This is a genomic window from Frischella sp. Ac48 (assembly GCF_019641635.1).
Classification (GTDB): domain Bacteria; phylum Pseudomonadota; class Gammaproteobacteria; order Enterobacterales; family Orbaceae; genus Frischella; species Frischella japonica.
The window spans coordinates 1-26,014 of record NZ_JAETXP010000003.1; the positions used below are offsets into that span (position 1 = coordinate 1).

General features: G+C 38.8%; 25 protein-coding genes. 14 read left to right on the forward strand and 11 right to left on the reverse strand.

The window, feature by feature from the left end; genetic code table 11:
- From JMI89_RS02435 to flgA, 6 genes are all read right to left on the reverse strand, one after another.
- Positions 1–319, reverse strand: a 319-nt coding sequence (locus JMI89_RS02435; protein WP_220679257.1) for a hypothetical protein, incomplete at its 3' end; no start/stop codon positions are given.
- A gap of 417 nt (positions 320–736) precedes the next feature.
- Entirely contained in the window at positions 737–2,824 is a 2,088-nt protein-coding gene (flhA, locus tag JMI89_RS02440; protein WP_220679258.1) for a flagellar biosynthesis protein FlhA, read from the reverse strand.
- Positions 2,817–3,974 (reverse strand): flagellar biosynthesis protein FlhB, encoded by a 1,158-nt coding sequence (flhB, locus tag JMI89_RS02445; protein ID WP_220679259.1) that lies wholly within the window; start codon positions 3,972–3,974, stop codon positions 2,817–2,819. Before flhB ends, flhA begins: the two co-directional genes overlap by 8 nt.
- A 153-nt stretch (positions 3,975–4,127) precedes the next feature.
- Positions 4,128–4,565, reverse strand: coding sequence for a flagella synthesis protein FlgN (locus tag JMI89_RS02450; protein ID WP_187756409.1), 438 nt, complete (start codon positions 4,563–4,565; stop codon positions 4,128–4,130).
- Positions 4,565–4,882: a flagellar biosynthesis anti-sigma factor FlgM gene (flgM, locus tag JMI89_RS02455; protein WP_187756408.1), complete on the reverse strand. Its 318-nt coding sequence runs from the start codon at positions 4,880–4,882 to the stop codon at positions 4,565–4,567. Before flgM ends, JMI89_RS02450 begins: the two co-directional genes overlap by 1 nt.
- 70 nt (positions 4,883–4,952) lie before the next feature.
- The gene (flgA, locus tag JMI89_RS02460) at positions 4,953–5,618 is read right to left on the reverse strand and encodes a flagellar basal body P-ring formation chaperone FlgA (protein ID WP_187756407.1); all 666 of its coding nucleotides are present in this window, start codon (positions 5,616–5,618) and stop codon (positions 4,953–4,955) included.
- A gap of 155 nt (positions 5,619–5,773) precedes the next feature.
- On the opposite strand from flgA, the gene flgB reads away from it, so the two are divergent.
- From flgB to flgJ, 9 genes are read left to right on the forward strand one after another with little or no spacing between them, the layout of a single operon-like run.
- Positions 5,774–6,190: a flagellar basal body rod protein FlgB gene (gene flgB / locus JMI89_RS02465; protein ID WP_220679260.1), complete on the forward strand. Its 417-nt coding sequence runs from the start codon at positions 5,774–5,776 to the stop codon at positions 6,188–6,190.
- A 2-nt stretch (positions 6,191–6,192) separates the two neighbouring features.
- On the forward strand, positions 6,193–6,600 hold the full coding sequence (gene flgC, locus JMI89_RS02470) for a flagellar basal body rod protein FlgC (protein WP_370633701.1): 408 nt from the start codon (positions 6,193–6,195) through the stop codon (positions 6,598–6,600).
- Between the two features lie 27 nt (positions 6,601–6,627).
- On the forward strand, positions 6,628–7,341 hold the full coding sequence (flgD, locus tag JMI89_RS02475) for a flagellar hook assembly protein FlgD (RefSeq protein ID WP_370633702.1): 714 nt from the start codon (positions 6,628–6,630) through the stop codon (positions 7,339–7,341).
- A gap of 12 nt (positions 7,342–7,353) precedes the next feature.
- Positions 7,354–8,565 carry a flagellar hook protein FlgE gene (flgE, locus tag JMI89_RS02480; RefSeq protein ID WP_220679263.1) on the forward strand — a complete coding sequence of 404 codons (1,212 nt, stop codon included), beginning with the start codon at positions 7,354–7,356 and terminating at the stop codon, positions 8,563–8,565.
- 21 nt (positions 8,566–8,586) lie between these two features.
- Positions 8,587–9,342 (forward strand): flagellar basal body rod protein FlgF, encoded by a 756-nt coding sequence (locus JMI89_RS02485; protein WP_220679264.1) that lies wholly within the window; start codon positions 8,587–8,589, stop codon positions 9,340–9,342.
- Positions 9,343–9,355: 13 nt separating this feature from the next.
- On the forward strand, positions 9,356–10,138 hold the full coding sequence (gene flgG, locus JMI89_RS02490; protein ID WP_187756402.1) for a flagellar basal-body rod protein FlgG: 783 nt from the start codon (positions 9,356–9,358) through the stop codon (positions 10,136–10,138).
- 21 nt (positions 10,139–10,159) lie between these two features.
- On the forward strand, positions 10,160–10,837 hold the full coding sequence (locus JMI89_RS02495; protein WP_255562841.1) for a flagellar basal body L-ring protein FlgH: 678 nt from the start codon (positions 10,160–10,162) through the stop codon (positions 10,835–10,837).
- An 11-nt stretch (positions 10,838–10,848) separates the two neighbouring features.
- Positions 10,849–11,958 carry a flagellar basal body P-ring protein FlgI gene (locus JMI89_RS02500; RefSeq protein ID WP_220679266.1) on the forward strand — a complete coding sequence of 370 codons (1,110 nt, stop codon included), beginning with the start codon at positions 10,849–10,851 and terminating at the stop codon, positions 11,956–11,958.
- A gap of 14 nt (positions 11,959–11,972) precedes the next feature.
- A complete protein-coding gene (gene flgJ / locus JMI89_RS02505; protein ID WP_220679267.1) occupies positions 11,973–13,007 on the forward strand; it encodes a flagellar assembly peptidoglycan hydrolase FlgJ in 1,035 nt (344 codons plus the stop codon).
- Positions 13,008–13,285: 278 nt separating this feature from the next.
- Here flgJ and trpA read toward each other — a convergent pair whose 3' ends face one another.
- From trpA to JMI89_RS02530, 5 genes are all read right to left on the reverse strand, one after another.
- A complete protein-coding gene (trpA, locus tag JMI89_RS02510; protein ID WP_220679268.1) occupies positions 13,286–14,113 on the reverse strand; it encodes a tryptophan synthase subunit alpha in 828 nt (275 codons plus the stop codon).
- Positions 14,110–15,303 (reverse strand): tryptophan synthase subunit beta, encoded by a 1,194-nt coding sequence (trpB, locus tag JMI89_RS02515; protein WP_187756398.1) that lies wholly within the window; start codon positions 15,301–15,303, stop codon positions 14,110–14,112. Before trpB ends, trpA begins: the two co-directional genes overlap by 4 nt.
- A gap of 62 nt (positions 15,304–15,365) precedes the next feature.
- Positions 15,366–16,733 carry a bifunctional indole-3-glycerol-phosphate synthase TrpC/phosphoribosylanthranilate isomerase TrpF gene (gene trpCF / locus JMI89_RS02520; RefSeq protein ID WP_187756435.1) on the reverse strand — a complete coding sequence of 456 codons (1,368 nt, stop codon included), beginning with the start codon at positions 16,731–16,733 and terminating at the stop codon, positions 15,366–15,368.
- Between the two features lie 37 nt (positions 16,734–16,770).
- Positions 16,771–18,414 carry a bifunctional anthranilate synthase glutamate amidotransferase component TrpG/anthranilate phosphoribosyltransferase TrpD gene (gene trpD, locus JMI89_RS02525; RefSeq protein ID WP_187756397.1) on the reverse strand — a complete coding sequence of 548 codons (1,644 nt, stop codon included), beginning with the start codon at positions 18,412–18,414 and terminating at the stop codon, positions 16,771–16,773.
- On the reverse strand, positions 18,414–19,973 hold the full coding sequence (locus JMI89_RS02530; protein WP_187756396.1) for an anthranilate synthase component 1: 1,560 nt from the start codon (positions 19,971–19,973) through the stop codon (positions 18,414–18,416). Before JMI89_RS02530 ends, trpD begins: the two co-directional genes overlap by 1 nt.
- A 345-nt stretch (positions 19,974–20,318) precedes the next feature.
- On the opposite strand from JMI89_RS02530, the gene JMI89_RS02535 reads away from it, so the two are divergent.
- The 5 genes from JMI89_RS02535 (at position 20,319) to relA (ending at position 25,814) form a co-directional block, all read left to right on the forward strand.
- A complete protein-coding gene (locus JMI89_RS02535; protein WP_187756395.1) occupies positions 20,319–20,900 on the forward strand; it encodes a biotin transporter BioY in 582 nt (193 codons plus the stop codon).
- The gene (locus JMI89_RS02540; protein ID WP_187756394.1) at positions 20,887–21,480 is read left to right on the forward strand and encodes a YiiX/YebB-like N1pC/P60 family cysteine hydrolase; all 594 of its coding nucleotides are present in this window, start codon (positions 20,887–20,889) and stop codon (positions 21,478–21,480) included. The genes JMI89_RS02535 and JMI89_RS02540 overlap by 14 nt, the downstream gene beginning before the upstream one ends.
- A 258-nt stretch (positions 21,481–21,738) precedes the next feature.
- A complete protein-coding gene (coaD, locus tag JMI89_RS02545; protein WP_187756393.1) occupies positions 21,739–22,224 on the forward strand; it encodes a pantetheine-phosphate adenylyltransferase in 486 nt (161 codons plus the stop codon).
- An 11-nt stretch (positions 22,225–22,235) separates the two neighbouring features.
- Positions 22,236–23,555 (forward strand): 23S rRNA (uracil(1939)-C(5))-methyltransferase RlmD, encoded by a 1,320-nt coding sequence (rlmD, locus tag JMI89_RS02550; RefSeq protein ID WP_187756392.1) that lies wholly within the window; start codon positions 22,236–22,238, stop codon positions 23,553–23,555.
- 12 nt (positions 23,556–23,567) lie between these two features.
- Entirely contained in the window at positions 23,568–25,814 is a 2,247-nt protein-coding gene (gene relA / locus JMI89_RS02555; RefSeq protein ID WP_187756391.1) for a GTP diphosphokinase, read from the forward strand.
- The last annotated feature ends 200 nt before the right edge of the window (positions 25,815–26,014 follow it).

The window sequence follows — 26,014 nt, forward strand, 5'->3', positions numbered from 1 at the left end:
CTATTGGCATGGCTTTAATAGCGTCAGAATAAGATACCGTGCCACAATAGCCATTAATCACCGGCAACTGAACTAATACCACCCGTTCTTGATATAATGCGGTTTTTAACGTATCCGAAACTTTAGCCGGGATTTTGTCATAATAACTTTGATAAGGCAGACCGACTTGCTGTAGGACAGGGTAAAAGTCTTTACAACTTTGGGGCTGATTAACCAGCTGGTTGACGATATCATCATAACCACTGTCATAAAAATGCTTGATGCGTGTTGGTTTTGGCTGATAAGAGAAGGACTGTGACGCCTCATCTTCCTCCCACATTAACCACTGCTTTTTTAACATCAGTTGATAAAGATACACAGGCTTTGCTATTCCTTAGCGCGTTTATTATTAAAATGGTTGTTATGACTCTTTATACACGAATTCGGTTAGTTATAGCATGCCACTGTGTGAAGGGGCAAGAAAAAGATAGGCGCGGCTCTATTTTTACCTTAATTACATAAAACCATTTTATTTGATCTGCTCCGATTTTAACGGAGATTTTTAATAACTATGTAAATCTTACATCTGAATAAAATATCGTAACATTCTATTATCATCGTTTTATGAAATCACCTGCCAATGCCATTAGGTGAAAGCGAAGATAAAGCTTGTTCCTTCAAGATTTGATATGTTACATATCCAGTAAAGATTATCAAAATAACTATGTTATACGCATCTATACAATTACAAACACAACTACTCAGCGCCAATTTGTGCTGTCATTTTAATTTGCCGATGTTCGCTAATCTCTAGATGACTTAATACGATTAACTGCGTGAAATGCCGCCGTAAAAAACGAGACAGCATCGGTCGTAATGTATGATTCGTCAATAACACCGGTGGTGCGCCTAATATATTTTGCTGTGCTAAGGCCTGTTGTGTTTGCTCAACAATTCGTTCAGCTAAACCGGGCTCTAATCCACTACCATTTTGCATTGCTTGTATTAGTATTCGTTCTAACCCCATGTTAATTCCGATTACCTGTATCTCATCTTTACCGGCAAACCACTGTTGAGTAATGGCGCGTCCTAAAGCCACACGCACAATGCTGATTAGCTCCGTCGGATCAGTTTGCTGAGGGGCATGTTCACAGAGCGTTTCAATAATGGTACGCATATCGCGAATCGAAACTTGTTCGGCAATTAAATTTTGTAACACTTTATGAAATACTGTTAATGTTACCACGGAAGGAATCAAATCTTCGACGAGTTTTGGTAGATCTTGTTTAATGCGATTAATTAATTCTTGCGCTTCCTGACGACCGAAAAGATCACCCGCATATTGTTGTAGTAAATGGTTTAGGTGAGTTGCTATCACGGTACTGCCATCTACAACGGTATAACCTAAAATCTGAGCATTTTCTTTATTATGACTATCAATCCAAATTGCCGGTAAACCAAAAGCCGGTTCGGTGGTGCTGATCCCCTCGATGGTTTCTGATACATGCCCAGGATTAATAGCTAACCACTTATTATTTTGAATTTCGCCGTTACCAATCTCCACCCCTTTCATTAAAAATTTATATTGATAAGGATTGAGTGATAAATTATCGCGAATATGTACCGACGGTGGTAAAAAACCAATCGTTTGCGCAAACTTCTTGCGTAGGCTACGAATACGCCCTAACAGTTCGCCATTTTGCGCTTGATCAACCATCGGAATCAATCCATAACCAACTTCCATCGCCAGTGCATCCTCAATAATTACATCTGACCAATTTGCTTCTACTGTGGAAGGAGTGGTTGCAGGTGGAGGAACCGGCTCATTTAATGCTGTTTGTGATTTTTTCTGGCGCGTTGTTACCCACCAAGCTAATGTTACTAATCCCCCCGTAAATAATAAGAAAACGATATTGGGCATACCAGGAATTAAGCCCAATAAACCAATCACTAATGCGGCTAAAATTAAAATTTGTGGGTTATTAAATAATTGCCCGAGCATCTGTTCACTAATATTCTGCTCTGAAGCCACCCGTGTTACAATAACGCCAGCCGCAGTAGAAATGATTAATGATGGAATCTGTGCCACCAACCCATCGCCAATAGTAAGTAATACATACGTTTTCGCAGCTTCACCAATTGCCAAACCATGTTGCGCAACCCCTACCAATAAACCACCAATAATGGTAATGGCCATAATCAGTAAACCAGCAATAGCATCACCGCGAACAAATTTACTCGCTCCGTCCATTGAACCGTAAAAATCCGCCTCTTGCGTGACTTCAGCACGGCGGATTTTCGCTTCATCTTCACCAATTAATCCAGCATTTAAATCAGCATCGATTGCCATTTGTTTACCCGGCATACCATCTAACGCAAAGCGTGCACCAACTTCTGCAATACGTCCAGCACCTTTGGTAATCACCATAAAATTGATAATGACCAGTATAATAAATACCACAATGCCAATGGCAAAATTTCCGCCAACTAAAAAATGTCCAAAGGCTTCAATTACTCGTCCCGCAGCATCACTACCAGTATGACCATGTAGTAAGACCACTCGCGTTGATGCTACATTTAACGACAGTCGTAATAATGTAGCAAACAGCAAAACCGTTGGAAATGCAGCAAAATCTAATACCTGACGGGTAAATAACGCCACAATCAAAATGATAATTGCTAAAGCAATATTAAATGTAAAAAATAAATCTAAAAGAAAAGGTGGTAACGGCAACACCATCATCGATAAAATTAGTAGGATTAATAAAGGTCCGGCCAATACCTGATAGTGAACATTTTTTAAGTTATGCTTAGCAAAAAAAGCAAATAATGGTGATTTATTCATGAGATTGGCGATGTCCTTTTTTGACTGCTGGATCAAGTGATGTCGGTACCGGTAAATGCTGCGGTTTTACCGGTGCTGTACCACCACGCTGGTGCCAACGTTTTAATTGATATACCCAAGCCAAAACTTGCGCAACCGCTGCATATAATTCAGCCGGGATTGTTTCACCGACTTCACTATGCCGATATAGCGCGCGTGCTAATGGTGGTGCTTCTAATTGAGGAATTTGATGTTCGCTAGCCAATTGCTTAATTTTAAGTGCGATTTTATCAACTCCTTTGGCAAGAACTTTAGGAGCATGCATGGTCTTTTCATCATACTGAAGAGCCACTGCATAATGAGTTGGGTTAGTAATAATCACATTGGCTTTATTCACATCGCCCATCATACGGCGCCTAGCGATACTTTGTTGCATTTGCCGTATGCGTCCTTTTAATTGTGGATCCCCCTCTTGCTCCTTAAATTCATCTTTAATTTCTTGCTTTGTCATCTTTAATTTTTTTAAATGGCTCCAAAATTGATAAAAAATATCAAAACCAACCATCGGTGCTAGTGATACCACAACTAACACCCCACAAAATAGAATCAAATTCATTGATTGACTTAATGCATGTACAAAAAATGTGTTCGGCAATGAAAGTATTGTCGGCAAGGTCGCCCATAAAAATCCCCCTGTCATCAAGGTAATTAATAACACTTTGAGTAAGCCTTTTAATAATTCAGCAATGATTTTACTGCTAAATATTCGCTTAAAACCGCTGACAGGGTTCAAACGTTTAAGATCAAATTGCATGGATTTACTACTAAATAATAAACCACCTATACACATCGGGGCGAATAATGCCACAATAACTAAAGCACATAGAATTGGTACGATTAACCAGAATCCTGTCTGCAATGAATGCATAAAATTGATCAGCATTAACTTTTCATCATTGCCAAACTGACTAACGACCATACCTTGCTGCATCATCATTGTTAAACTTGCGCTCATTTGCGATCCGAAAAAATATAATGATGCCAGCCCCACTAAAAGAATGACTACGGAGGTCAATTCCCGCGATCGGGGAATTTGCCCTTCTTCTTTGGCTTTTTTTAGTTTGCTATCGGTTGGCTGTTCACTTTTTTCTAAATCACTATCATTTGCCATAATGGCACGACTCTCGATGTGAATAACAATAAAGGTTATGCAGAGGGATCAGTATCGCGCTAAATCACGCACACTATTGGCAAGAAAAGACATCATTTTGTTACGTATTTTTAGCGTTTAACGAGGTTAACACCTCGCTAAGCAAGGTGTTGATTAAACTTTAGCGCGGGTAGTTGAAACCGTTTCTGTCGGTTGATAACCACCATTAGTATAAACGTTGGGATTATTTAATTTATTCAAAAAATCAATTGCTTGTTGCGCTTTATCCATACGATTTTGTAAAATTGCACCATTTTCACGGTTCATTTGCGCTAATAATGCCGTCGTTTCAACAATCGATACCCACTGACAGGATAATGATGGATTATCATGATAAGGTGATTCGATTTTCTGCTGTTTACCCATAGCAATACGCTGTTCATCAAGAATTTTTAAGCTAATCAATAATTGATTTTTTTCATCAATAATATTACTTAATTTATGCGCAGGATTACTTTCCAGTAAGATCATTTGTTCTGTATGAAGTATCTCTATTAATTGTTGTAATATTTCGACCATTTTGTTTAAAACATTATGGATTTCAACCATCATTATTCACCTTCAAAATCCATTTCATAGGTGATTTCTTCGAGAGAATTTTTGAGTAATGCATCAGCGATTTTAGCTGTATTAATGACTAAATCGCCGGCTTCAATTGCCTGTTTAATTTTAGCAATTTTTTCCATATTGATGTCATTGGTTGGTGAAACCAATAATGATGATGTCTCTTTTAAACTAACATTGGTACTGGCCGCTACAGCGTGTTCAGCTTGCAGCGGTTGACTTGGATGTTTTGGCTGAGCATTAATTAAATCTCGGTTCATCGTTCCGGTTATTGTTAAAACGGGTTTAGTTGACTCTATACTCATAACATTTCTCTTGATTATTGTTAGTTTAAACATTTGCTCAATATGATTATCGGCATTTTTTCGGATTTCATTAATTTTTTTTGTTGAAAACAGTAATGCCTTGATTGGTAACTGTTCCTAAAATAATTTTGCCACTTTGGGTACGCACATTAACGCTCTCCCCTAGTGCGGCATTGGTTAATGGTTTACCTTGGGTAATAATTTGGTAACCGTCCCCCGTAATCACTAATTGGACAAGTTGCCCAGCTTTAACTTGCCACGGTTTTCTAATCATCGTCGTTTTGATAGGTTGATCAACCACAATATTACGTAAAGCAATATGATTAATAACTTGATTTTTTTGTAAAATAACTGTTGATGGTAATTGATCTAACCGACCAGACTGTAAACGAACATGATCTGTTGAGATTAAACTTCCTGCAGCAATCGCTTGGTTAGCCACCACATAATTCCCCGCCACTGCAACATTCACAGGAATAAAAGCTTGCTTATTTGCACATTGGGCTTTTATCGTCACATTACCTGACATTTTATGTCGATTGAGCAAAGCTAATGTTGGTTTATCACAACTTAATTGTGGTCTTTGTTGCGAATAATGAATTGTAATATCATCAGCAATATCACGCCATTGTTCCGTAATAAATACTTCTATTTGTTGATCCAGTGAATTGGCAAACACGATATTGCCAGTCAACAAAAGGTAACTAGCAAAAAATAACATTTTAATTTTTATCATTATTTATCATCTAACTTATTAATCATTACAGCAATTTTACGCCATCAATAACATGCTTAAAGCAAAAAATAGGGACACTTTTTGTAGTTATTTATACGATGATTTTTTTTTGTGTCGCTTAAAATTCTTACCATACCAATAACAGAGTAGATACAATGCTTGATAAATTAGACACAATGATTGGATTTCACCGCCAGGCGCTCAATTTACGTGCCCAACGTCAACAGATCTTAGCCGCCAATATTGCCAATAGTGATACACCTAACTATCAGGCGCGTGATATCGATTTTAGAGTGGAATTAACCAAGGCTCTCGAGCAACATCAAGTCAAGCGACAAACCGCGATCGGATTGCATGTTACATCTCCTCAACATATACAAGTTAACCTACCACAGCAATTTAGCCCAGATGCATTATATCGGATACCCTTTCAGGATTCGGCCGACGGCAACACCGTTGATATGGATCTAGAACGTATGGCATTTATGGATAACAGTGTGCACTATCAAGGTAGCTTAACGTTTTTAGGCGAACAATTTAAAAGCTTAATGTCAGTCTTGCAACAAGGATAATAATCATGAGTTTCTCCATTTTCAATATTGCTGGCTCAGCGCTTACTGCTCAAACGCAACGCCTGAATATCAGCGCCAGTAATCTGGCCAATGCTGATAGTATCACTAGCACGTCTGGCGAAGCTTATCGTGCTAAACAGGTCATTTTTCGGGTTGATGATCAAGGCACCGGTAGTGTGATTGGTGGAGTAAAAGTAGCGAAAGTTATCGAAGATCCAGCGCCAATGAATCTGGTTTATGAACCGCATCACCCACTAGCGGATGCCCGTGGTTATATCCAAAAACCTAATGTCGACATCGTAAGCGAAATGGTCAACACCATCTCGGCCTCACGTAGTTACCAAGCAAATATTGAAGTGATAAATACTGCTAAAAACTTAATGTTAAAAACCCTCACCTTAGGACAATAACAAGGAATTATTATGGGCGTTTCGAGTATACCGGTTTCAGCAAATGCAATCGATCCGGCTAGTCGGTCAGTAAAAGCAACTCCATCTGATGGTAATAGCAGCCAAGAGTTACAAGATCATTTTTTAACCTTACTCATCGCACAGATGAAAAACCAAGATCCCACTAATCCAATGGATAACAGTCAGTTAACCTCTCAATTAGCCCAAATCAGTACCTTATCGGGTATTGAAAAACTTAATACCACTTTAGGTATAGTATCTGGGCAAATCGATAATAGTTTATCGGTTAATGCCAGTAATATGATTGGTCGTGGGGTAATGGTGCCAGGTGAAAAAATTTTGGTCGCCACGACGCCGGCTGAAGGTAGTACAGACAATGAAAACAATATGGAAACCATTACCACACCATTTGGTTTTGAATTATCGCGAGATGCGGATTCAGTTGTCATTACGATCCGTGATGAAAATGGTAATGTTGTGCGGGAAGTCGATCTAGGTAAAGTGCCAGCAGGCGTCAGTTCATTTTCATGGGATGGTGAACTTAATGATGGCACAATCGCTGCTGATGGTAGTTATACATTTACCGTCAACGCTAGTTATGATGGTCAAAAAATACCCGCAACACCACTCTCATATTCTATGGTATATGGCGTCATTAACAGCCGCATTAATAACACCGTTTTACTTGATTTAGGTATATCGGGCACAGTAAGCATTCACGACGTACGTCAAATTCTTTAAGGATCATTTATTATGGGATTTTCTCAAGCAATCAGCGGCATGAACGCCGCCGCACAACAGTTAGATGTCATTGGTAATAATATTGCTAATTCGGCAACCGCTGGCTTTAAAAGTGCTAGTATCTCTTTTGCTGATATGTATGCTGGTTCAAAAGTCGGTATGGGCGTGAAAGTGGCATCGGTGATGCAAAACTTTAATGATGGCACCGTTACCAGTACTAATAATAGTTTAGATGTAGCAATTTCTGGTAATGGTTTTTTTCGCTTAGTGGATAGTTCTGGACAGGCCTACTATACACGTAATGGTCAGTTTCAAATGGATAGTGAACGAAACATCATCTCTGCTGATGGTTTATATTTAACCGGTTATCTGGCAACAGGTAATCCACCAACCATTCAGCAAGGCGCTACGCCACAACCATTGAGTATTCCACAAACCATGCTTAATGCATCAGCTACCACCAAAGCAGCACTACAAGTAAACCTTAATTCAAATCATAGTGTTCCGAGCAAATCTCCAATTAATGCGAGTGATGCTGATACGTTTAACTATTCAACCACGATTACCACTTATGATTCACTTGGTAATCCGCACAATGTGCAACTTTTCTATGTTAAAACAGCAGATAATCAATGGGATGTGCATTATCTCGATAGTAGTGATCCTGATGCTGAATTGACTAAAGCTGGTGTAATGGCCTTTGATACATCTGGTAAACTGATAAGTGAACCCGAGATGAGCATTAATATTAACGGTATCAAAGGAGCTGCGGCTAATAGCTTTACCTTATCCTTAGCTAACAGTAGTCAACAAAATTTAGATAAAGAAGCCGGTAGTGTAAAAACACCTATTGTTGATGGTTATGTTGCCGGCGAACTAGTGGGTTACAGTATCAATGATGATGGATCAATTTATGGTATCTATTCTAATCAACAAACCATGTTATTAGGGCAAATCGCCATGGCTGACTTTGCCAATATTAACGGACTTGAATCCGCCGGAAATAACAACTGGCGGTCGACCAATCAATCAGGTGATGCTGTTATTGGTATAGCAGGTTCAGGAACATTTGGTTCTTTAACCAGCGGAGCGATTGAAAATTCAAATGTTGATATGAGTCAAGAATTGGTTAATATGATTGTTGCGCAACGTAACTATCAATCCAATTCTCAAACCATTAAAACTCAGGATCAAATTCTTAATACGTTAGTTAATTTACGTTAATTACATAAAAGGAATAAGTTAATGGATCGCGTTATTTATACTGCTATGTCGGCAGCCAGTCAGGCTCTTAACCAACAAGCAATTACTAGCCATAATTTAGCCAATGTCTCGACCACCGGATTTCGAGCACAACTTGCCACCATGAAAGCGGTTCCAATTCAAGGTAATAGTATGGCAACGCGAACATTAGTCACTACAACAACCCCACAATTTGACAATACAATGGGGACGTTAAATTATACTGGTCGTGAACTTGATATCGCATTAGCGCAAGATCATTGGCTGGCAATTCAATTACCTGATGGTAACGAAGCTTATACCCGTAACGGCGCAATTCAAGTAGACGAGAACGGCACCCTCACCGTTCAAGGCTACCCGTTACTGGGTGATAGCGGCGTGCTTACTATTCCTTTACAAGCTGAGGTGAGTATTAGCACTGATGGTACGCTTTCATCACTAGGCGCTGGCGACGATCCCACTACCATTGCCCAAGTGGGGAAAATTAAACGTGTTGCGCTACAACCGAACGAAATTGTACGAGGTGATGATGGCTTTTTTCATTTGACTGCTCAAACCAAAAATCAACGTGGCACGACCTTACCGGATAACCCAAACACCAAATTAATGTCTGGTGTATTAGAAGGCAGTAATGTCAATCCGGTTTCTGCCATGGTTGATTTGATCAGTCATTCGCGTAAATTTGAAATGCAGATGAAAAGTATCATGACCGCTGATGAAAATGCTCAAAAAGCTAACCAAATCTTATCATTAACTTAAATAGGATAAACAAATGATCAAATCATTATGGATTGCCAAAACAGGATTATCCGCTCAGCAGATGAACATGGATATTATCTCGAATAATCTTGCTAATGTCAGTACTACTGGATTTAAACGTCAAAGGGCCGTGTTTGAGGATCTACTTTATCAAACAATGCGGCAACCAGGTGCGCAATCTTCAGAACAAACGACCTTACCATCAGGATTACAGATTGGTACAGGAGTACGCCCTGTGGCAACCGAACGAATCCACAGTCAAGGTAATTTAGAATTGACAGATAACAGTAGTGATATTGCGATAAATGGTCAGGGTTTTTTCCAAGTATTGCTGCCCGACGGTACCCAAGCATATACCCGTAGCGGTGCATTTCAAGTCAATCAGAACGGTCAACTCGTCACCGCAAATGGGTATGAAATTCAACCTACTATTAATATCCCAAGCAATGCTACCAAAATGACCGTATCACGCGATGGTATTGTTAATGTCACACTGGCTAATCAATCCAGTCAAGTGCAAGTGGGACAGTTAACACTACATACCTTTATTAATGATGCTGGGTTAGAAAGTGTCGGTGAAAATCTTTATTTAGAAACTGAAAGTTCTGGAGCGCCAACTGAAAATACCCCAGGTTTAAATGGTGCCGGTTTGCTTTATCAAGGTTATACCGAAACATCGAATGTTAACGTAGCAGAAGAATTAGTTAATATGATCCAAGTACAACGTGCATACGAAATTAACAGCAAAGCCATTTCAGCATCAGATCAGATGCTACAACGGTTAAATCAACTTTAAGTTTAACCTATGGTCAACGTGATGAGATATGTTTGTATTATTACTGCTGTGCTTGTAACTAGTTGTGCTCAGTTACCGAAAAAAGCATTGGTGGAAGGTGAAACCAGTGTAACGCCACAAGTCCCCACTATCACCAATTATAGTGGTTCAATTTACCAAGCAGCACAACCCAGTAGCTACGGTTATCAACCTATGTTTGAAGATCGTCGACCACGCCATATTGGTGATGTATTAACAATTGTGTTGCAAGAAAACGTTAGCGCCAGTAAAAGTTCTTCGATTACAGCCGGACGAAATGGTTCAACTAATCTAGGGGTGAAAGCAATCCCAACTTTTCTTGATGGAGCCTTAGGTCGCGGTAAAATCGATGCGGATATCACTGGTGGTAATGACTTTAAAGGTTCCGGCGGTGCCAATGCCAAAAACACCTTTAGTGGTACCATAACAGTCACCGTTCAGGACGTTATGATCAATGGTAATTTAAAAGTAGTTGGTGAAAAACAGATTGCGATTAATCAAGGTACTGAGTTTATTCGTTTTTCAGGCGTCGTTAATCCAAGAACAATTAGCGGTAATAACACGGTGATATCAACCCAAGTCGCCGATGCGCGCATTGAATATGTTGGTAATGGTTATATTGACGAAGCACAAACAATGGGTTGGTTACAACGATTATTTTTAAATCTTTCACCTTTTTAAAACGGTTTATTATGTTAAAAAAATTGCATTTATTCATTTATCCTATTTTGATTATGATCATGTTACTAAACGACTGTTATGCCGAGCGCATCCGCGATTTAGTTACTATTCAAGGGGTAAGAGAAAATGCCTTAGTTGGTTATGGTATTGTCGTAGGATTAGATGGTACTGGAGACCAAACATCACAAACCCCATTCACCATTCAAAGTATTACCAATATGTTGTCACAACTAGGCATTACAGTCCCAACTGGGAGTAATATGCAATTAAAAAATGTAGCAGCCGTCATGGTAACAGCAAAATTACCACCTTTTCCACATATTGGTCAGCAAGTCGACGTAGTAGTATCATCACTGGGTAATGCGAAAAGTTTACGGGGTGGTACATTAATTATGACACCATTAAAAGGTGCAGATAATCAAGTCTATGCGATCGCACAAGGCAATTTACTGGTAGGAGGGGTCGGTGCCAGTTCTCAAGGGAGTAGTGTTAGTGTGAATCAATTAGCGGGTGCAACCATCCCGAAAGGTGCTACCATTGAGCGAGAACTCATCAGTAGTTTCGAACAGCAAAATGTTATCCATTTACATTTGCATCAATTCGATTTCACCCGTGCTTTAACCATTTCTAACGCGATTAATCAATGGCAAAAAGATTCGGCTATCGCCTTAGATGGCAGTACTGTTGCTGTAAAAATTCCCTCTGAAAGCAGTGAACGGGTTAAATTTTTATCATACGTGCAGGATTTACCGGTCGCCAGTACACCGGTTAGTGCTAAAATCGTCGTCAATACTCGTACCGGTGTGGTCGTGATGAATCAAAATGTTATGTTAGACAACTGTGCAGTAGCTCAAGGTAATTTATCAGTTATCATCAATAATCAATTGAAAGTGAGTCAACCTAACACGCCATTAACGGAAGGCGATACCGTTGTTGTTCCCGAAACACAAATAGCCGTGCATCAAACAAATGGTTCGCTACATAATATATCTACCAGCACCAATCTCAACCAAGTGATTAACGCACTGAATGAATTAGGTGCCAAACCAAGCGAATTAATATCAATTTTAGAAGCATTGAAAACAGCAGGCTGTTTACATGCTAGTTTAGAAACCATGTAGTTGTGATATCGTTAATGATGAATAATATTAATCACTATTCTAACCGCTTAGCTTTTGATATGTCAGGTTTACACCACCTTAAACAGCAGGCAATAAATGGTTCAGCTGACAATATCAAATATGTTGCCCAACAATTTGAAACATTATTTATCAATATGATGATGCAAAGTATGCGTAAAGCAGTACCGGAAGGCGGATTGTTTAACAGCTCTGCGACACAGATGTTTACGTCGATGTTTGATCAACAAGTTGCCCAACAAGCGGCCGGTAATGGTTTGGGTCTAGCCGATATGTTAACCAAGCAGTTGACGGCATCGATATCATCAGACACATCACAATCGAAATCTCCACATGCATTACAGATAACAGCCAATCAGGCACCAACATCATATTCTTTAGCCGAATCATTATTTACTGATTCGACAAATGTTTCCGTAAAAAATCTTGGACAAGTCTTATATCATAATCTAGCAAATCAACCATTTATCCAACCAACAGATAACTCACTTACGACAAGCTATTCCCCTGCGCAACACAATGATAATAATGTTGCACAATTTATTAATCAATGGCTAGATCCAGCGATCAAAGCAGCCAAGCAAACGGGTATTCCATATCAAGTCATTATTGCCCAAGCCGCACTAGAAACAGGCTGGGGGCAAAAACAGATTACAACTGATGATGGTAAACCGAGTTATAATTATTTTGCAATTAAAGCAGGTTCAACATGGCAAGGTAAAACAACGCAAATTACTACCTCAGAATATACAAAAGATGAAAAAATTAAAACCATACAGCATTTTCGTGTTTATGATAATCTTCGGCAAGCTGTCGAAGATTATGTCCGATTATTAAGTCAAAACCCACGTTATCAAATGGTGACCCAAGCGCCAACAGCCAAGGATGCAGCTATCGCATTACAACAAGCTAACTATGCCACCGACCCTAATTACGCTGACAAACTCATTCAGTTGATTGATAAGATCGAAACAATGATAGAATCAATTCGCCTACCACAAGCAGCTGGATTTATGCCAATCAAAATTTAATTTTTAGTTTTTGTAGATGATGTAGGAAATGGTTTTCTTACACCATGGCGTTATTTCGGGCATTAATCACTACAGTACAAAAGTTAACGCCTATCTATGCCGATTCATGGGCTGGCTTCCCACTCGCCATCGTGCGCTACAACACGCGAGCCGAGAGGTTGCGTTTAAAACCCTCGGCTCAGCTAAGTTCCAGTAACCATATATTGAGCGCGTTGCTATAAAGGCGAAACCAATAACAGGGTAAGCGAGCAACTGGCAGCTATAGTTAAAAATATTTCCTAATTATTCCCGGTAGCGGCTTTCATTGCGATTACAAAATCTGCTAATTTTTTCAGCATAACAGTAGGATTTGTTTGATTTTCCGCGATAATTTTTACCGTTGCCGAACCCGCAATTGCTCCAGCCGCTCCAGTTTGTATCGCTTGACTGACTTGTTGTGGGGTTGAAATACCAAATCCTTGAATCGCCGGCGGCGCATTAAACTGTTTGAGTTTGCTGAGTAAATGCGTTAAGGGTTTATTAGCTTTATTTTCGGTACCCGTTACACCAGCACGCGATACTAAATAGGTATAGCCTTGACCATTTTCCGCAATCGCTTTTATTACGTTATCATCGGCATTCGGTGGACAAATAAATATCGGTGCAATACCATGTTTTAATGCAGCTTGTTTAAATGGTGTCGATTCAGAAAGTGGCACATCCGCAACCAATACCGAATCTACGCCAGCTTGAGCACAGCGAGCATAAAAATTATCGATACCACCTTTAAACACGAGATTAGCATAGAGCAATAAGCCGATTGGAATGGTTGGATGTTTTTGGCGAATTTGGCTTAAAATCTCAAAACATTTAGCAACATTGATACCACCAGCAAAAGCACGTAAATTGGCTTCTTGAATTGTCGGACCGTCAGCTAATGGGTCAGAAAATGGAATTCCTAGTTCTAATGCATCAGCGCCAGCATTCACTAAGGTATCAATAATTTGCAAGGAGAGTTCTGGAGTAGGATCACCGATCGCAACAAAAGGGACAAACGCACCGCGATTTTGCTTAGTCAATTCTGTAAATAAGTCTTGATAGCGATTAGATATGGTAACTTGGCTCATGCGATTTCCCCTCTTGCTTTTAAAATATCGTATACGGTGAAGATATCTTTATCTCCTCTACCGGAAAGATTTACGATAAGTAATTGTTCTTTTTCTGGATCTTGTTTAATTAATTTCATTGCATAAGCCAATGCATGTGATGATTCTAATGCAGGAATAATCCCTTCATGGCGTGATAAGGCTTTAAAAGCTTCTAAAGCTTCATCATCAGTGATCGAAACGTATTGTGCTCGTCCGATGCTATCAAGATAAGCGTGCTGAGGTCCCACTGACGGGAAATCGAGTCCAGCAGAAATGGAGTAGGACTCCTCAATTTGCCCCTCTTCAGTTTGCATCATAGGTGATTTCATACCAAAATAGATACCGAGTTTACCATGTTTTAATGACGCACCATGATGACCCGTTTCAATACCGTGCCCGCCGGGTTCGACGCCAATAAGTTGAACGTTAGCTTCATCAATAAAATTGGCAAACATACCAATCGCATTTGATCCACCGCCAACACAAGCGATTACGGCATCAGGTAACCGGCCTTCTTTTTCTTGTACTTGTTGTTTGGCTTCAGCACTAATCATTTGTTGGAATTCTCGCACAATAGTTGGGAAAGGGTGCGGACCTGCTGCAGTACCAAGCATATAATGTGCACGTTCATAACTGCCTGACCAGTCACGCAATGCTTCATTACAGGCATCTTTTAGCGTGGCACTTCCACTGGTAACTGGAATCACGGTTGCCCCCATTAAACGCATCCTAAAAACATTGGGAGCTTGGCGCTGAACATCTTTTTCACCCATATAGATGCGACATTTCAAACCAAGTAGAGCGCAGGCAAGTGCAGAAGCAACCCCATGTTGACCGGCGCCTGTTTCAGCAATGATTTCAGTTTTACCCATGCGCTTAGCCAGTAATGCTTGACCTAATACTTGATTAGTTTTATGTGCACCGCCATGCACTAAATCTTCACGTTTCAGATAAAGCTTGGTTTTACTACCGGCGGTTAAATTACGACAGAGCGTCAACGGTGTAGGACGACCAGCATAATTCTTCAACAAATCATGAAATTCTTGTTGAAATGACGGATCATCTTTAGCGGCTAAAAATGCTTGTTCAAGCTCATCAAGTACAGGAATGAGTATTTGAGGTACATATTGACCACCAAATTCACCAAAATAAGGATTTAATTTTGCCATTATGTTTTCCTTTTATGGTTATCGATAAGATAACTTAAAATTTTTTATTCATCATTATTGGGTTAAGCAAAAGGGTAGCATCTTAACCGTGCAAAGAGTGTGTGTAATTGTTGTGCATCTTTTTTCCCCGGCGAGACCTCAACGCCAGAATTAATATCAAGCCCCGTTACACCCGTTTGTATCGCAGTGACCGCATTGTCTGGATTGATTCCCCCAGCCAAAATGACATTATCAAGCTTTTGATTAGCCAGTAATTGCCAATCAAAAGTTTGCCCTGTTCCGCCTTGTCCTTGATCAAAAATATAACGCTGGATAGCCGAATGAGTGTGGTCGGGTATAACATCCTGAATACTAAGTGCTTGCCAAATTTGGCACCTTTTTGGTAATAACGTCGCTAAGTGTTGGATATAGTTTTGATCTTCACTGCCGTGTAACTGTACCGCATATAATTTAAGCTGTTTAGCTAATTGAGCAACCTGTTCAGGGGTTTCATTTCTAAACACACCGACCCAATTCAATTTAGCAGCCGACATCACTAGGCGGGCTTGTTGTGGTTCAATATAGCGTGGTGAATCTGTTACAAAGATTAATCCGCCATACACCGCCCCAGCTTGATAAGCGGCTAATGCATCTTGCTTGCGAGTTAAACCACAGATTTTATTTTCACCCAATATTACTTTGCGAACCGCTAGTTCAAGGTTATATTCTGACATTAAGGCACTTCCAATTAAGAATCCCTGCGCATAATGACTTAAATCTAGCACTTGAGCATGAGTATAAATACCTGATTCACTGATCACAATGCGATCTGTCGGAATTTTTGCTGATAACTGTTTAACACGATTAAGATCAACTGAAAGATCACGCAAATCACGATTATTAATGCCGATCACTTTAGCATTTAATGTAATTGCTCGTTCGACCTCTTGTTGGGTACTGGCTTCCGTCAGTACCCCCATATTTAACTGATGTGCCAGCTGACTTAATGCTAGGTATTGCGCATCACTCAGTATCGATAACATCAATAACACTGCATCAGCTTGATAATAACGTGCCAAATAGATTTGATATTCATCGATAATAAAGTCTTTACAGAGTATCGGTTGATGGGTGTGCTGTTTCACTATCGGTAAAAAATCAAAACTGCCCTGAAAATATTTTTCATCGGTTAATACCGAAATCACATTCGCATAAACGGCATACGTTTTAGCTATCATTTCTGGATCAAAATCATCACGAATTAATCCCTTAGATGGCGATGCTTTTTTACATTCTAAAATAAATACACTATGTTGATCTGTTAATGCCTGATAAAAATCACGATCACTTGGCGCTAATTGTTCTTTAAAAGAAGTTAACGGCTGAGTTTGTTTTCTTTGAGCAAGCCAAAGCGCTTTATCAGTCACAATTTTTTTTAGTACTGTCGCCATTGCGACATTATTTTGGAGTGATTCCATTGCCATAAAATTAACCTCGTTGTGCTAAAGCCGCTAACAACTGATAAGGTTTACCACTGCGCATCATCGCAATCGCTTGTGCCGCATTAGCTGGTAAATCGTTGTGATCAAAAAGTTTCATTAACATGGCCACATTAACGGCAATCGCAGCTTCATTAGCCGGTTTACCACGACCTTGTAATATATCGGTTAAACTATCCCGATTTTGCTCTGGGGTACCGCCTTCAATATCTTTTAAAGTGTAAGTTGGTAACCCAAAGTCTTGGGGTGAAACATCATAATAGGTAATATTACCGTCGATAACTTCTGCCACATTACTCGTACCATGAATTGCCACCTCATCCATACCTGAGCCATGCACCACAATAGCGTGCTGATAACCTAACATACACAAGGTTTGCGCAATCGGTTCTAGTAAATCTCGATGATACACGCCCAGTAATATTCGTTTCGGTTTAGCTGGATTAATTAATGGCCCTAATATATTAAAAATTGTTCGTGTTTTAAGCTGTTGACGAATTGGCGCGGCATGACGAAAACCAGAATGGTATTGCTGGGCAAACAAGAAACAAACACCTAAATCATCCAGCGCTTGTCGTGCGATATCGGCAGACATATTCAGCTTAATCCCCAACGCAGCTAATACATCTGATGATCCAGATTTACTTGATACTCCACGATTACCATGCTTCGCCACTTTGAATCCTAATGCTGCAGCAACAAACGTACTGGCTGTGGAAATATTAATACTATTTGAACCGTCGCCACCGGTACCAACGATATCGGCAAAATCATAATCTGGTGTAGTAAACGGATCAGCATGGCTTAATAAAGCTTTAGCTGCACCAGCGATTTCTTGCGGTGTTTCGCCACGAACTTTCATACTAATAATGGCGGTAGCAAGTTTAGTAGGCTCTAATTTACCTTGAATTATTTGACTAAATAGCGTTTCACTTTCTGTTTGTTCAAGGGGTTGACCTTGATACAATTTATTTAAAATCGGTTGAATCAACCGTTCACTGGTTTGAGCTGCTGTTTTTTCCGGTGTGACGGAATCGGTTAACAAAATTGGCGGCGGCGTTAAAGCACATTCAATGGTTTGATTTAATAATTGTGCACCATTAATGGTTAAGATAGATTCAGGATGAAACTGAAAACCATATACACGATCTCGATCATTTCTCACCGCCATGACAATATTATCAAACATGGCATTGATCGTTAATGATTCAGGAATATTCTCACCTTTTAATGAATGATAACGTGCTACAGGTAACGGATTAGGTAAATCTTTAAACATCAATTTACCATCATGTTTAATCAATGACGCTTTGCCATGCAATATATCACCTGCTGGCACAATGGTGCCACCATAGGATTCCACAATCGCTTGATGCCCCAAGCAAATACCAATAATCGGTAATTGACCTTTTAAACGTTTTAATAGTTCAGGCATGCAACCGGCTTGACTTGGTGTACCAGGCCCTGGCGATAAAAACAGAATCGGATTATCAAGTTGAGACAGTTTATCAATGATGACTTGTGCCGGTAGGGTGTTGCGGTAAATTGTCACTTGATGCCCACTATAGCGGAGTTGATCTACTAAGTTATAAGTAAACGAATCAATATTATCAAGAAATAGAATATTCGCCATTAGAATTCTCCTGTGACATGATGTGCTTGTGCAATAGCCTGAATTACCGCACGGGCTTTATTACGAGATTCGTCAGCTTCGGATTGTGGATTGGAGTCTAACACCACTCCCGCGCCTGCTTGCACAGTGGCAATACCGTTTTCAACATACGCACTACGAATAACAATACAGGTATCTAAATCGCCATTAGCAGTAAAATAACCGATTGCGCCACCATAACTGCCACGTTTAGTTTTTTCTGATTCTGCAATCAACTGCATGGCTCGTACTTTTGGAGCACCGGTTAAGGTACCCATATTCATGGTTGCCTGATAGGCATGTAAAGCATCCAAATCGGTACGTAATTGCCCAACAATACGAGAAACTAAATGCATTACACAAGAATAACGATCCACTTTTAATAATTCTTTAGTATAACGACTCCCTGGTTGGCAAATTCTCGCTAAATCATTACGCGCCAAATCCACTAACATTAGGTGTTCAGCTAATTCTTTCTTATCGGTTCGCATTTCCAACTCTAAACGACTATCTAAATCATAATCGATAGCGCCTTGGGCTCTAACGCCTCGTGGACGAGTACCGGCTATCGGATAAATTTCCACTTGATTGGTCGATTGGGTATATTTTAGTGCACTTTCAGGCGAGGCGCCAAAAATCGTAAAGTCAGGATCTTGCATGTAAAACATATAAGGACTAGGGTTATTCTGCTTTAAAGTATGATAAGCGGCTAAAGGTTGCGGACAAGGTAAAGTAAAGCGTCGTGATGGCACCACCTGAAAGATTTCGCCTTGCTGAATTGCATCCTGCATCTTTTTCACAATGGTATTAAAATCATCATCACTGAGATTACAATCAATATCAATGTTAGTTAAAGATTGTTGTTGAATGGGTTTTAAAGGCTGTGCTAATTGTTGGCTAAGTTGCAATAACCGTTGTGTTAAACGCTCTTCTTCAGCTTGGTTTGGTGTAAATATACTCGCTTTTAAGGTGCTAGTAATATTTTTATGATTAATTTCCAATAAGGTTTCCGCAAGGTAGAAACAATAGTCTTGACAACGCTGCTCAGTAGCAAGAATTGGTAAATTTTCGAATCCAGCAACTAAATCATACCCAAATAATCCACCTAGAAATATAGCATCATTAGTTGCATCTGACGGTAATTTGACTAATTTCATCAGGTTACGTAATACATCAAAAACAGATAATGATTTTAAGCGTGAATCTTCATCTTGCACTTCATCAATTGGTGTAAAATTGATCGTAAGTGTTTGGGTTTCGGTGGATAATTGTTTTGTAACGTTTGTATTAAATGATTGTGCTAGTAACGGGAGTAATGTCGCGCCATTTTTCGTTAATGCTGCGACTTGAACTTGATGATTTAATGCGGTAATCCGTAGTGCTGAATCGATAATCATCACACTTTTAATACCTTGTTTATTATCAATTTCGGCTGACTCTAAAAGTAGTGTAGCATCGCGTTTTTCACAAAGTTGATTGAATATTTGGGTTGGATCGTTATTATAATGAACGATTTTTTTTAGTTGTTGCAACGTTGGCATTGTAATCCACTCCTTATTTAGATGAATATGGCATAAAAAAACCCAGTTAACTGGGTCAGGTTTTATTGATTATCGATTAAATCACATACCTCACCCGCCAAGTCAGGTTTGCCAACATAACGATATGTTTGTTAAAAAAAATATGAATCGTAAACCATGCATTTTGTTATTCTCAAGATTATTTTGTACTACTATACTAGTTCAGTGGTTGTTGTCAAGCTGTAAATCTTAGCCAAAATACCTTATTTAACCTGAATGTAAACTAATATAATTAATATTAGTTTACATTCAGGCTATTTTTAGGCATCATATTGCGGTTCACTAAAAATAAGAAAGGTCATTATTATGAAAAATCAGTCAACATATTGTTCACCATTTATTGACACCCTCGTGTCATTAACATCTTGGCAACGTAAATTACTTACAACATCAGTTGCTACACTATTTTTAGGCATAGCAGCTAACATCAGTATTCCAGCTTATCCAGTACCTTTTACTTTGCAATCATTAGCGGTATTGTTGGTCGGTGCCTTCCTAGGTCGTAAACTAGCAGCATTGTCTTTAATGCAATATTTATTTGTCGGAGCCCTTGGTTTACCCGTATTTGCTAATGGTAGTGGCGGTTTAGCAGCATTAATGTCACCTTCAGCAGGTTATTTATATGGTTATATCTTTGCGGCATATGTAGCAGGCTATGCTGCTGAACGTGGCTATGATCGTAAATTGTTAAGTGGCATTATTACTTTTGCCATTGCACATCAAATTTTATTTATTTTTGGCGTAGTTTATTTGAAATTTTATTTCCAAATCAGTTTATTTGAAGCATTTGAAATGGGTTATTTACCTTTTGTTGGTATTGATGCATTAAAATTCATTATTGCGACATTGATTATGTTTAGCTTATGGCGTCAAAGTGCTAAAAAATAATTTCTGTGTAGGCTGCATTATTTTTCAAAGCCTTGATAACGAGGATGAGTTTAATCATGCAGTTAGCTGCTCCGGTGCAACATTAGATTCGGTTAATATTGCGCAGATAAACCATGTTGGTTTATATATCGGTAATGGGCAAATCATTGAAGCAACTCAAAAACAAGGGGTGATCATGCGCCCCTTGTCCGCCTTTCTTGATGACGCTAATGAAAATGTGATTACAACCATTAATGAACCATCACTGATTGCACCAGCCATAGCGCGTGCTAAATCTTACTTGGGATTACCCTATAATTTTAGTTTTCATCCAGATGATAAAGGATTATATTGTAGTCAATTAATTACCCATGCTTTTAAAACACATCAAGGTAACGATTATTTTCAATGTTATCCAATGAATTTTAGAGATACTACCACTCAACAAATTCTGCCATATTGGATTAACTATTATGACAAGTTAAAACAAATCATTCCACATGATTTACCCGGTTCCCACCCACAACAATTATTACGACAAAGTTCATGTTTTGCGTCCATAATTCACTTAAAAACTCATGAAATGCTAACATTTGCTTGAGTATTCGGATACTCATCATATTGGATATTTTTACAGATAACTAATCGCAATATGTTTGACATTAAATCCATCGATTAATCTTAATTATGTACATCCATCTACGTAAACTAAATAGAGAAATTGAGAGAGCTATAGCAAAATCAGTCATCGTTATGGCACAAGATCTATTGAATCGATATCTTAGACAGATGCTAACAATTTAGCCACATTTTCGGTATGATATGTGGCAGATATTTTTGATTTAATGTAGGTTCACTAATGAAAACAGCATCAACAGCCATTTTTCCGGGTACATTTGATCCTATAACTAATGGTCATATTGATTTAATTACCCGGACAGCGTTGTTATTTCCACGTTTAATTGTTGCCGTAGCAGAAAGTCCCAATAAAAAGACTCTATTTACCTTGAATGAACGGGTTGAATTGGCAGAAAATTCACTTGCACATTTAGCGAATGTCGAAGTCATTGGCTATGCTAATCTAATGGCTGATTTTGCTAAAGCACATCAAGCTACAGTATTGGTGCGAGGCGTACGTACTACTTATGATTTTGAATATGAGCGACAATTAGCAGAAATGAATCGCAGCTTAAAACCTGATTTAGATACTATCTTCTTGATGCCTTCACTGGTAACAGGATTTATTTCCTCAACCATTGTCAAAGAAGTGGCGCTTCATCATGGCGACATTAGTGGTTTAGTACCAATTCATGTCAAGCAGGCATTATTAAAACGTGTTAGTTAAGTAGAATTGCTATGGTTTTATTTTATTCACCACCTAAAAAAACAGTTTCATCCAAAACAATCGATGTGACAATTCATGCCCTTGATGCGTTTGGGCAAGGTATTGCTGATTATCATGGTAAAACAGTATTTGTCAAAAATGCATTACCTCAAGAACAAGTCAAAGCAAAATTGACCGAAGATAAAAAGCAGTTTGCAAAAGCTAGTGTTATACAATATCAACGTAAAAGTCCGCAACGTATAACACCGCAATGTAACCATTATCAAAGGTGCGGTGGCTGTGAAATGCAACATATTCCAGAGCAATTACAACACGATGTTAAAGCTCAAGCCTTAGCGAATCTACTAAAAAAAGAGGCCGATTACACACTGGAAACAACAAACATTAATGTTATTGCAGCAACGCCCTATCATTATCGTCGTCGTGCACGTTTAGCAGTAATGTGGCAAAAAAATCAGTTATGGATGGGATTTAGACAAGTTGAATCAAATCAAATTGTCGATATAAAAATGTGCCCAGTATTAGTGCCAGAATTAGAACATTTATTGATACCATTAAAAAATTGTTTAACCCATTTAAAGGATAAAAAAGCATTCGGACATATAGAACTGCTCCATACTGAAAGCGGAAGCATGATAATTTTGCGGCATATCAAACCATTTTCTGATCAAGATATCACCACCTTAGTCACCTTTGCCAAACAACATGCGCTTAGCTTGTATCTTTTGGGGGAATCATTAGTTCACTATAGCGGTCCTCAGATGCACTATTATGACATTGATGGCTTAACTTTGACATTTAGTCCGCTGGATTTTATTCAAGTTAATAGCGAAATCAATCGTCAGATGATAGCTCAAGCACTTAATTGGCTTGATCTACAGCCAACCGATCAGGTATTAGATCTCTTTTGTGGCATGGGTAATTTTTCATTACCGTTGGCGAAGCGTTGCCAAAAAGTCATTGGCGTAGAAGGCGTTCCGGCTCTAGTTGAAAAAGCTAAGCATAATGCTATATTAAATCAGCAAAGTTTATTAGCCGAGGTCGATTTTTTTGTCAGTAATTTAGATGAAGTAACTAACCAACCATCTTGGTTCACGGCTGACATTAATAAGATATTACTTGACCCTGCTCGTGCTGGCGCTTACCCGATAATGGATAAAATTATTGCACATCAACCAAGCCATATTGTTTATATATCCTGTAATCCGGCAACGCTAGTCAGAGACAGTAAAAAACTAATTGAAGCCGGTTATCAAATTATGAAAGCTTCAATTTTAGATATGTTTCCACAAACTAAGCATATTGAGTCGATGCTACTGTTCATAAAATAAGGAACACAACTAATGGTATCAATACGAGAAGCACATCAATACAGTAACGAGCTTATTGCGTTAGAACAATTTGATGTTGAGCAATGGGCTAAACAAATCTTATGTTTAACCAATTCAAAATCGTATATCAAGTTTAAGTCGATATGGGATTTTTGTTTTGAGCATAGTGCTGGCTCACCTGAGCAAAGTGCCTATTTTCAATATGCGATTGAGATGGTGGAAATTTTATCTAAGCTTAATATGGACATTGATAGCTTATGTGCCGCATTAGTTTTCCCTTTTTTAGATGCTAAAATCATTCGCCATGAAGATATCAATGAAGAGTTTGATCGTGAAATCTTACATTTAGTGACCAGTATTATTCGTATGAAAGGTATTCGCCAATTAAGTGCAATTCGTAATGGTACGGCAACACTTGAACAGATTGATAGCATCCGTCGCATGCTATTAGCAATGGTCAACGATTACCGTAGTGTGATTATTAAACTGGCAGAGCGTATTACCTATTTACGAAAATTGATTAATGAACCTCGCGAAAAACAAATTCTGGCAGCAAAAGAGTGTTTCAATATTTATGCGCCGTTAGCTAATCGCTTAGGTATCGGTCAATTAAAATGGGAAATTGAAGATTTTTGTTTCCGTTATTTACATCCCGATGATTATCGTACCATTGCGAAAAACTTAAAAGAAAAACGACTTGATCGTGAACGATATATTCATGATTTTGTGGCAAATTTACAAAACATGATGGATCAAGACCATATTCGTGCTGAAGTTTACGGTCGACCAAAACACATTTACAGTATTTGGCGTAAAATGGAACGTAAACACTTATCCTTTGAACAACTTTACGATATCCGAGCTGTAAGAATTATTTGTGATAGAGTTGAAGATTGTTACGCCGCATTAGGTATTGTTCATAGCCAATATAAACATATAGCTAAAGAATTTGATGATTATGTTGCCAATCCCAAACCAAATGGCTATCAATCAATTCATACTGTTATCTATGGACCGCAAGACAAAACCATTGAAATTCAAATTCGCACTGAGCAAATGCATAATGATGCCGAATTAGGTGTTGCTGCCCACTGGAAATATAAAGAAGGCAGTACCGATAAAATGACAGCTTATGACCAACGAATTACTTGGTTGCGAAAACTGTTGGCCTGGCAACAAGAGATGTCAGAAAACGGTGAAATTCAAGAGCAAATCCGCAGCCAGGTTTTCGATGATCGGGTATATGTTTTCACGCCAAAAGGCGATGTTGTCGATTTACCGACTGGATCAACACCACTTGATTTTGCGTACCATATTCATAGCGATGTTGGGCACCGTTGTATTGGTGCCAAAGTAGGTGGACGGATTGTGCCATTTACTTATCAATTGAAAATGGGGGATGAGATTGAAGTAATTACCCAAAAACACCCTAATCCAAGTCGTGACTGGTTAAACCCAAATACTGGTTTTGTCAACAGTAGCCGAGCCCGAGCTAAAATTCAAGCTTGGTTTAAAAAACAAGATCGCGAAAAAAATATTGCGACAGGTAAAGATATACTTGAATCAGAATTAATACCATTAGAGTTAAATTTGAAAGATGTCGATAAACTGCTAATAAATCGTTACAACGCTCACACTTTTGAAGAAGTGTTAGCCGGGATTGGCAGTGGCGATATTCGTATTAATCAATTAGTCAATTACATTAATGCGCAATTTAATAAACCAACTGCCGAAGAAGAAGATCAGGCTGCATTAAAACAAATCACACAAAAAACCAATAACCTAAATAAAAACAGTAAGAAAAACAACAGTGAAATTATTATTGAAGGTATAGGCAATTTAATGATTATTATGGCGAAATGTTGTCGACCTATTCCTGGTGATGAGATCGTTGGTTTTGTCACATTAGGTAGAGGGATTTCAATTCATCGTGCCGATTGTGAGCAATTAATTGATTTAAAACAACATGCACCAGAACGGATTGTTAATGCAACATGGAATAGCAATACATTTAGTAGCTATACCATGGTAGTGAGAGTGATTGCTAATGATCGTAGCGGTTTATTACGTGATATCACCACGATTGTTGCTAATGAAAAGGTGAATGTTTTAGGCTTTTCCAGCCGACTCGATGCAAAAGGACAAGTCGCAACAATGGATATTGATATGCAAGTCAATAATCAAGAAGCAATCACACGGGTATTAAATAAATTAGCACAACTGCCAGACGTCATTGAAGCCAAAAGACTTACTAGCTAACATTTTAATAACCGACCGTTATTATTAATGATTTTGTGCAGGTTATTCTCTCGCTTATCGCACTGTTTGTTTCACCTTATAAGCAACAGCGCAATACATACAAAGTTGCGCTCAGACTGCCGAAGGTTTTTAAACGACCCCCTTATGCTCCTGCGTTCTGCAGCGCAGGGGTCAGGTCAAGGTAGTTTTGCAACTTATTT

Coding starts and splice junctions, on each gene's coding strand:
- trpB (WP_187756398.1), bottom strand. CDS start 15,303: ATGGCAAAATTAAATCCTTATTTTGGTGAATTTGGTGGTCAATATGTA.
- relA (WP_187756391.1), top strand. CDS start 23,568: ATGGTATCAATACGAGAAGCACATCAATACAGTAACGAGCTTATTGCG.
- JMI89_RS02495 (WP_255562841.1), top strand. CDS start 10,160: ATGAGATATGTTTGTATTATTACTGCTGTGCTTGTAACTAGTTGTGCT.
- flgG (WP_187756402.1), top strand. CDS start 9,356: ATGATCAAATCATTATGGATTGCCAAAACAGGATTATCCGCTCAGCAG.
- rlmD (WP_187756392.1), top strand. CDS start 22,236: ATGGTTTTATTTTATTCACCACCTAAAAAAACAGTTTCATCCAAAACA.
- flhB (WP_220679259.1), bottom strand. CDS start 3,974: ATGGCAAATGATAGTGATTTAGAAAAAAGTGAACAGCCAACCGATAGC.
- JMI89_RS02450 (WP_187756409.1), bottom strand. CDS start 4,565: ATGATGGTTGAAATCCATAATGTTTTAAACAAAATGGTCGAAATATTA.
- flhA (WP_220679258.1), bottom strand. CDS start 2,824: ATGAATAAATCACCATTATTTGCTTTTTTTGCTAAGCATAACTTAAAA.
- flgB (WP_220679260.1), top strand. CDS start 5,774: ATGCTTGATAAATTAGACACAATGATTGGATTTCACCGCCAGGCGCTC.
- flgM (WP_187756408.1), bottom strand. CDS start 4,882: ATGAGTATAGAGTCAACTAAACCCGTTTTAACAATAACCGGAACGATG.
- flgE (WP_220679263.1), top strand. CDS start 7,354: ATGGGATTTTCTCAAGCAATCAGCGGCATGAACGCCGCCGCACAACAG.
- JMI89_RS02500 (WP_220679266.1), top strand. CDS start 10,849: ATGTTAAAAAAATTGCATTTATTCATTTATCCTATTTTGATTATGATC.
- trpD (WP_187756397.1), bottom strand. CDS start 18,414: ATGGCGAATATTCTATTTCTTGATAATATTGATTCGTTTACTTATAAC.
- trpA (WP_220679268.1), bottom strand. CDS start 14,113: ATGAGCCAAGTTACCATATCTAATCGCTATCAAGACTTATTTACAGAA.
- JMI89_RS02530 (WP_187756396.1), bottom strand. CDS start 19,973: ATGCCAACGTTGCAACAACTAAAAAAAATCGTTCATTATAATAACGAT.
- trpCF (WP_187756435.1), bottom strand. CDS start 16,733: ATGGCGACAGTACTAAAAAAAATTGTGACTGATAAAGCGCTTTGGCTT.
- flgA (WP_187756407.1), bottom strand. CDS start 5,618: ATGATAAAAATTAAAATGTTATTTTTTGCTAGTTACCTTTTGTTGACT.
- JMI89_RS02535 (WP_187756395.1), top strand. CDS start 20,319: ATGAAAAATCAGTCAACATATTGTTCACCATTTATTGACACCCTCGTG.
- JMI89_RS02485 (WP_220679264.1), top strand. CDS start 8,587: ATGGATCGCGTTATTTATACTGCTATGTCGGCAGCCAGTCAGGCTCTT.
- flgJ (WP_220679267.1), top strand. CDS start 11,973: ATGATGAATAATATTAATCACTATTCTAACCGCTTAGCTTTTGATATG.
- coaD (WP_187756393.1), top strand. CDS start 21,739: ATGAAAACAGCATCAACAGCCATTTTTCCGGGTACATTTGATCCTATA.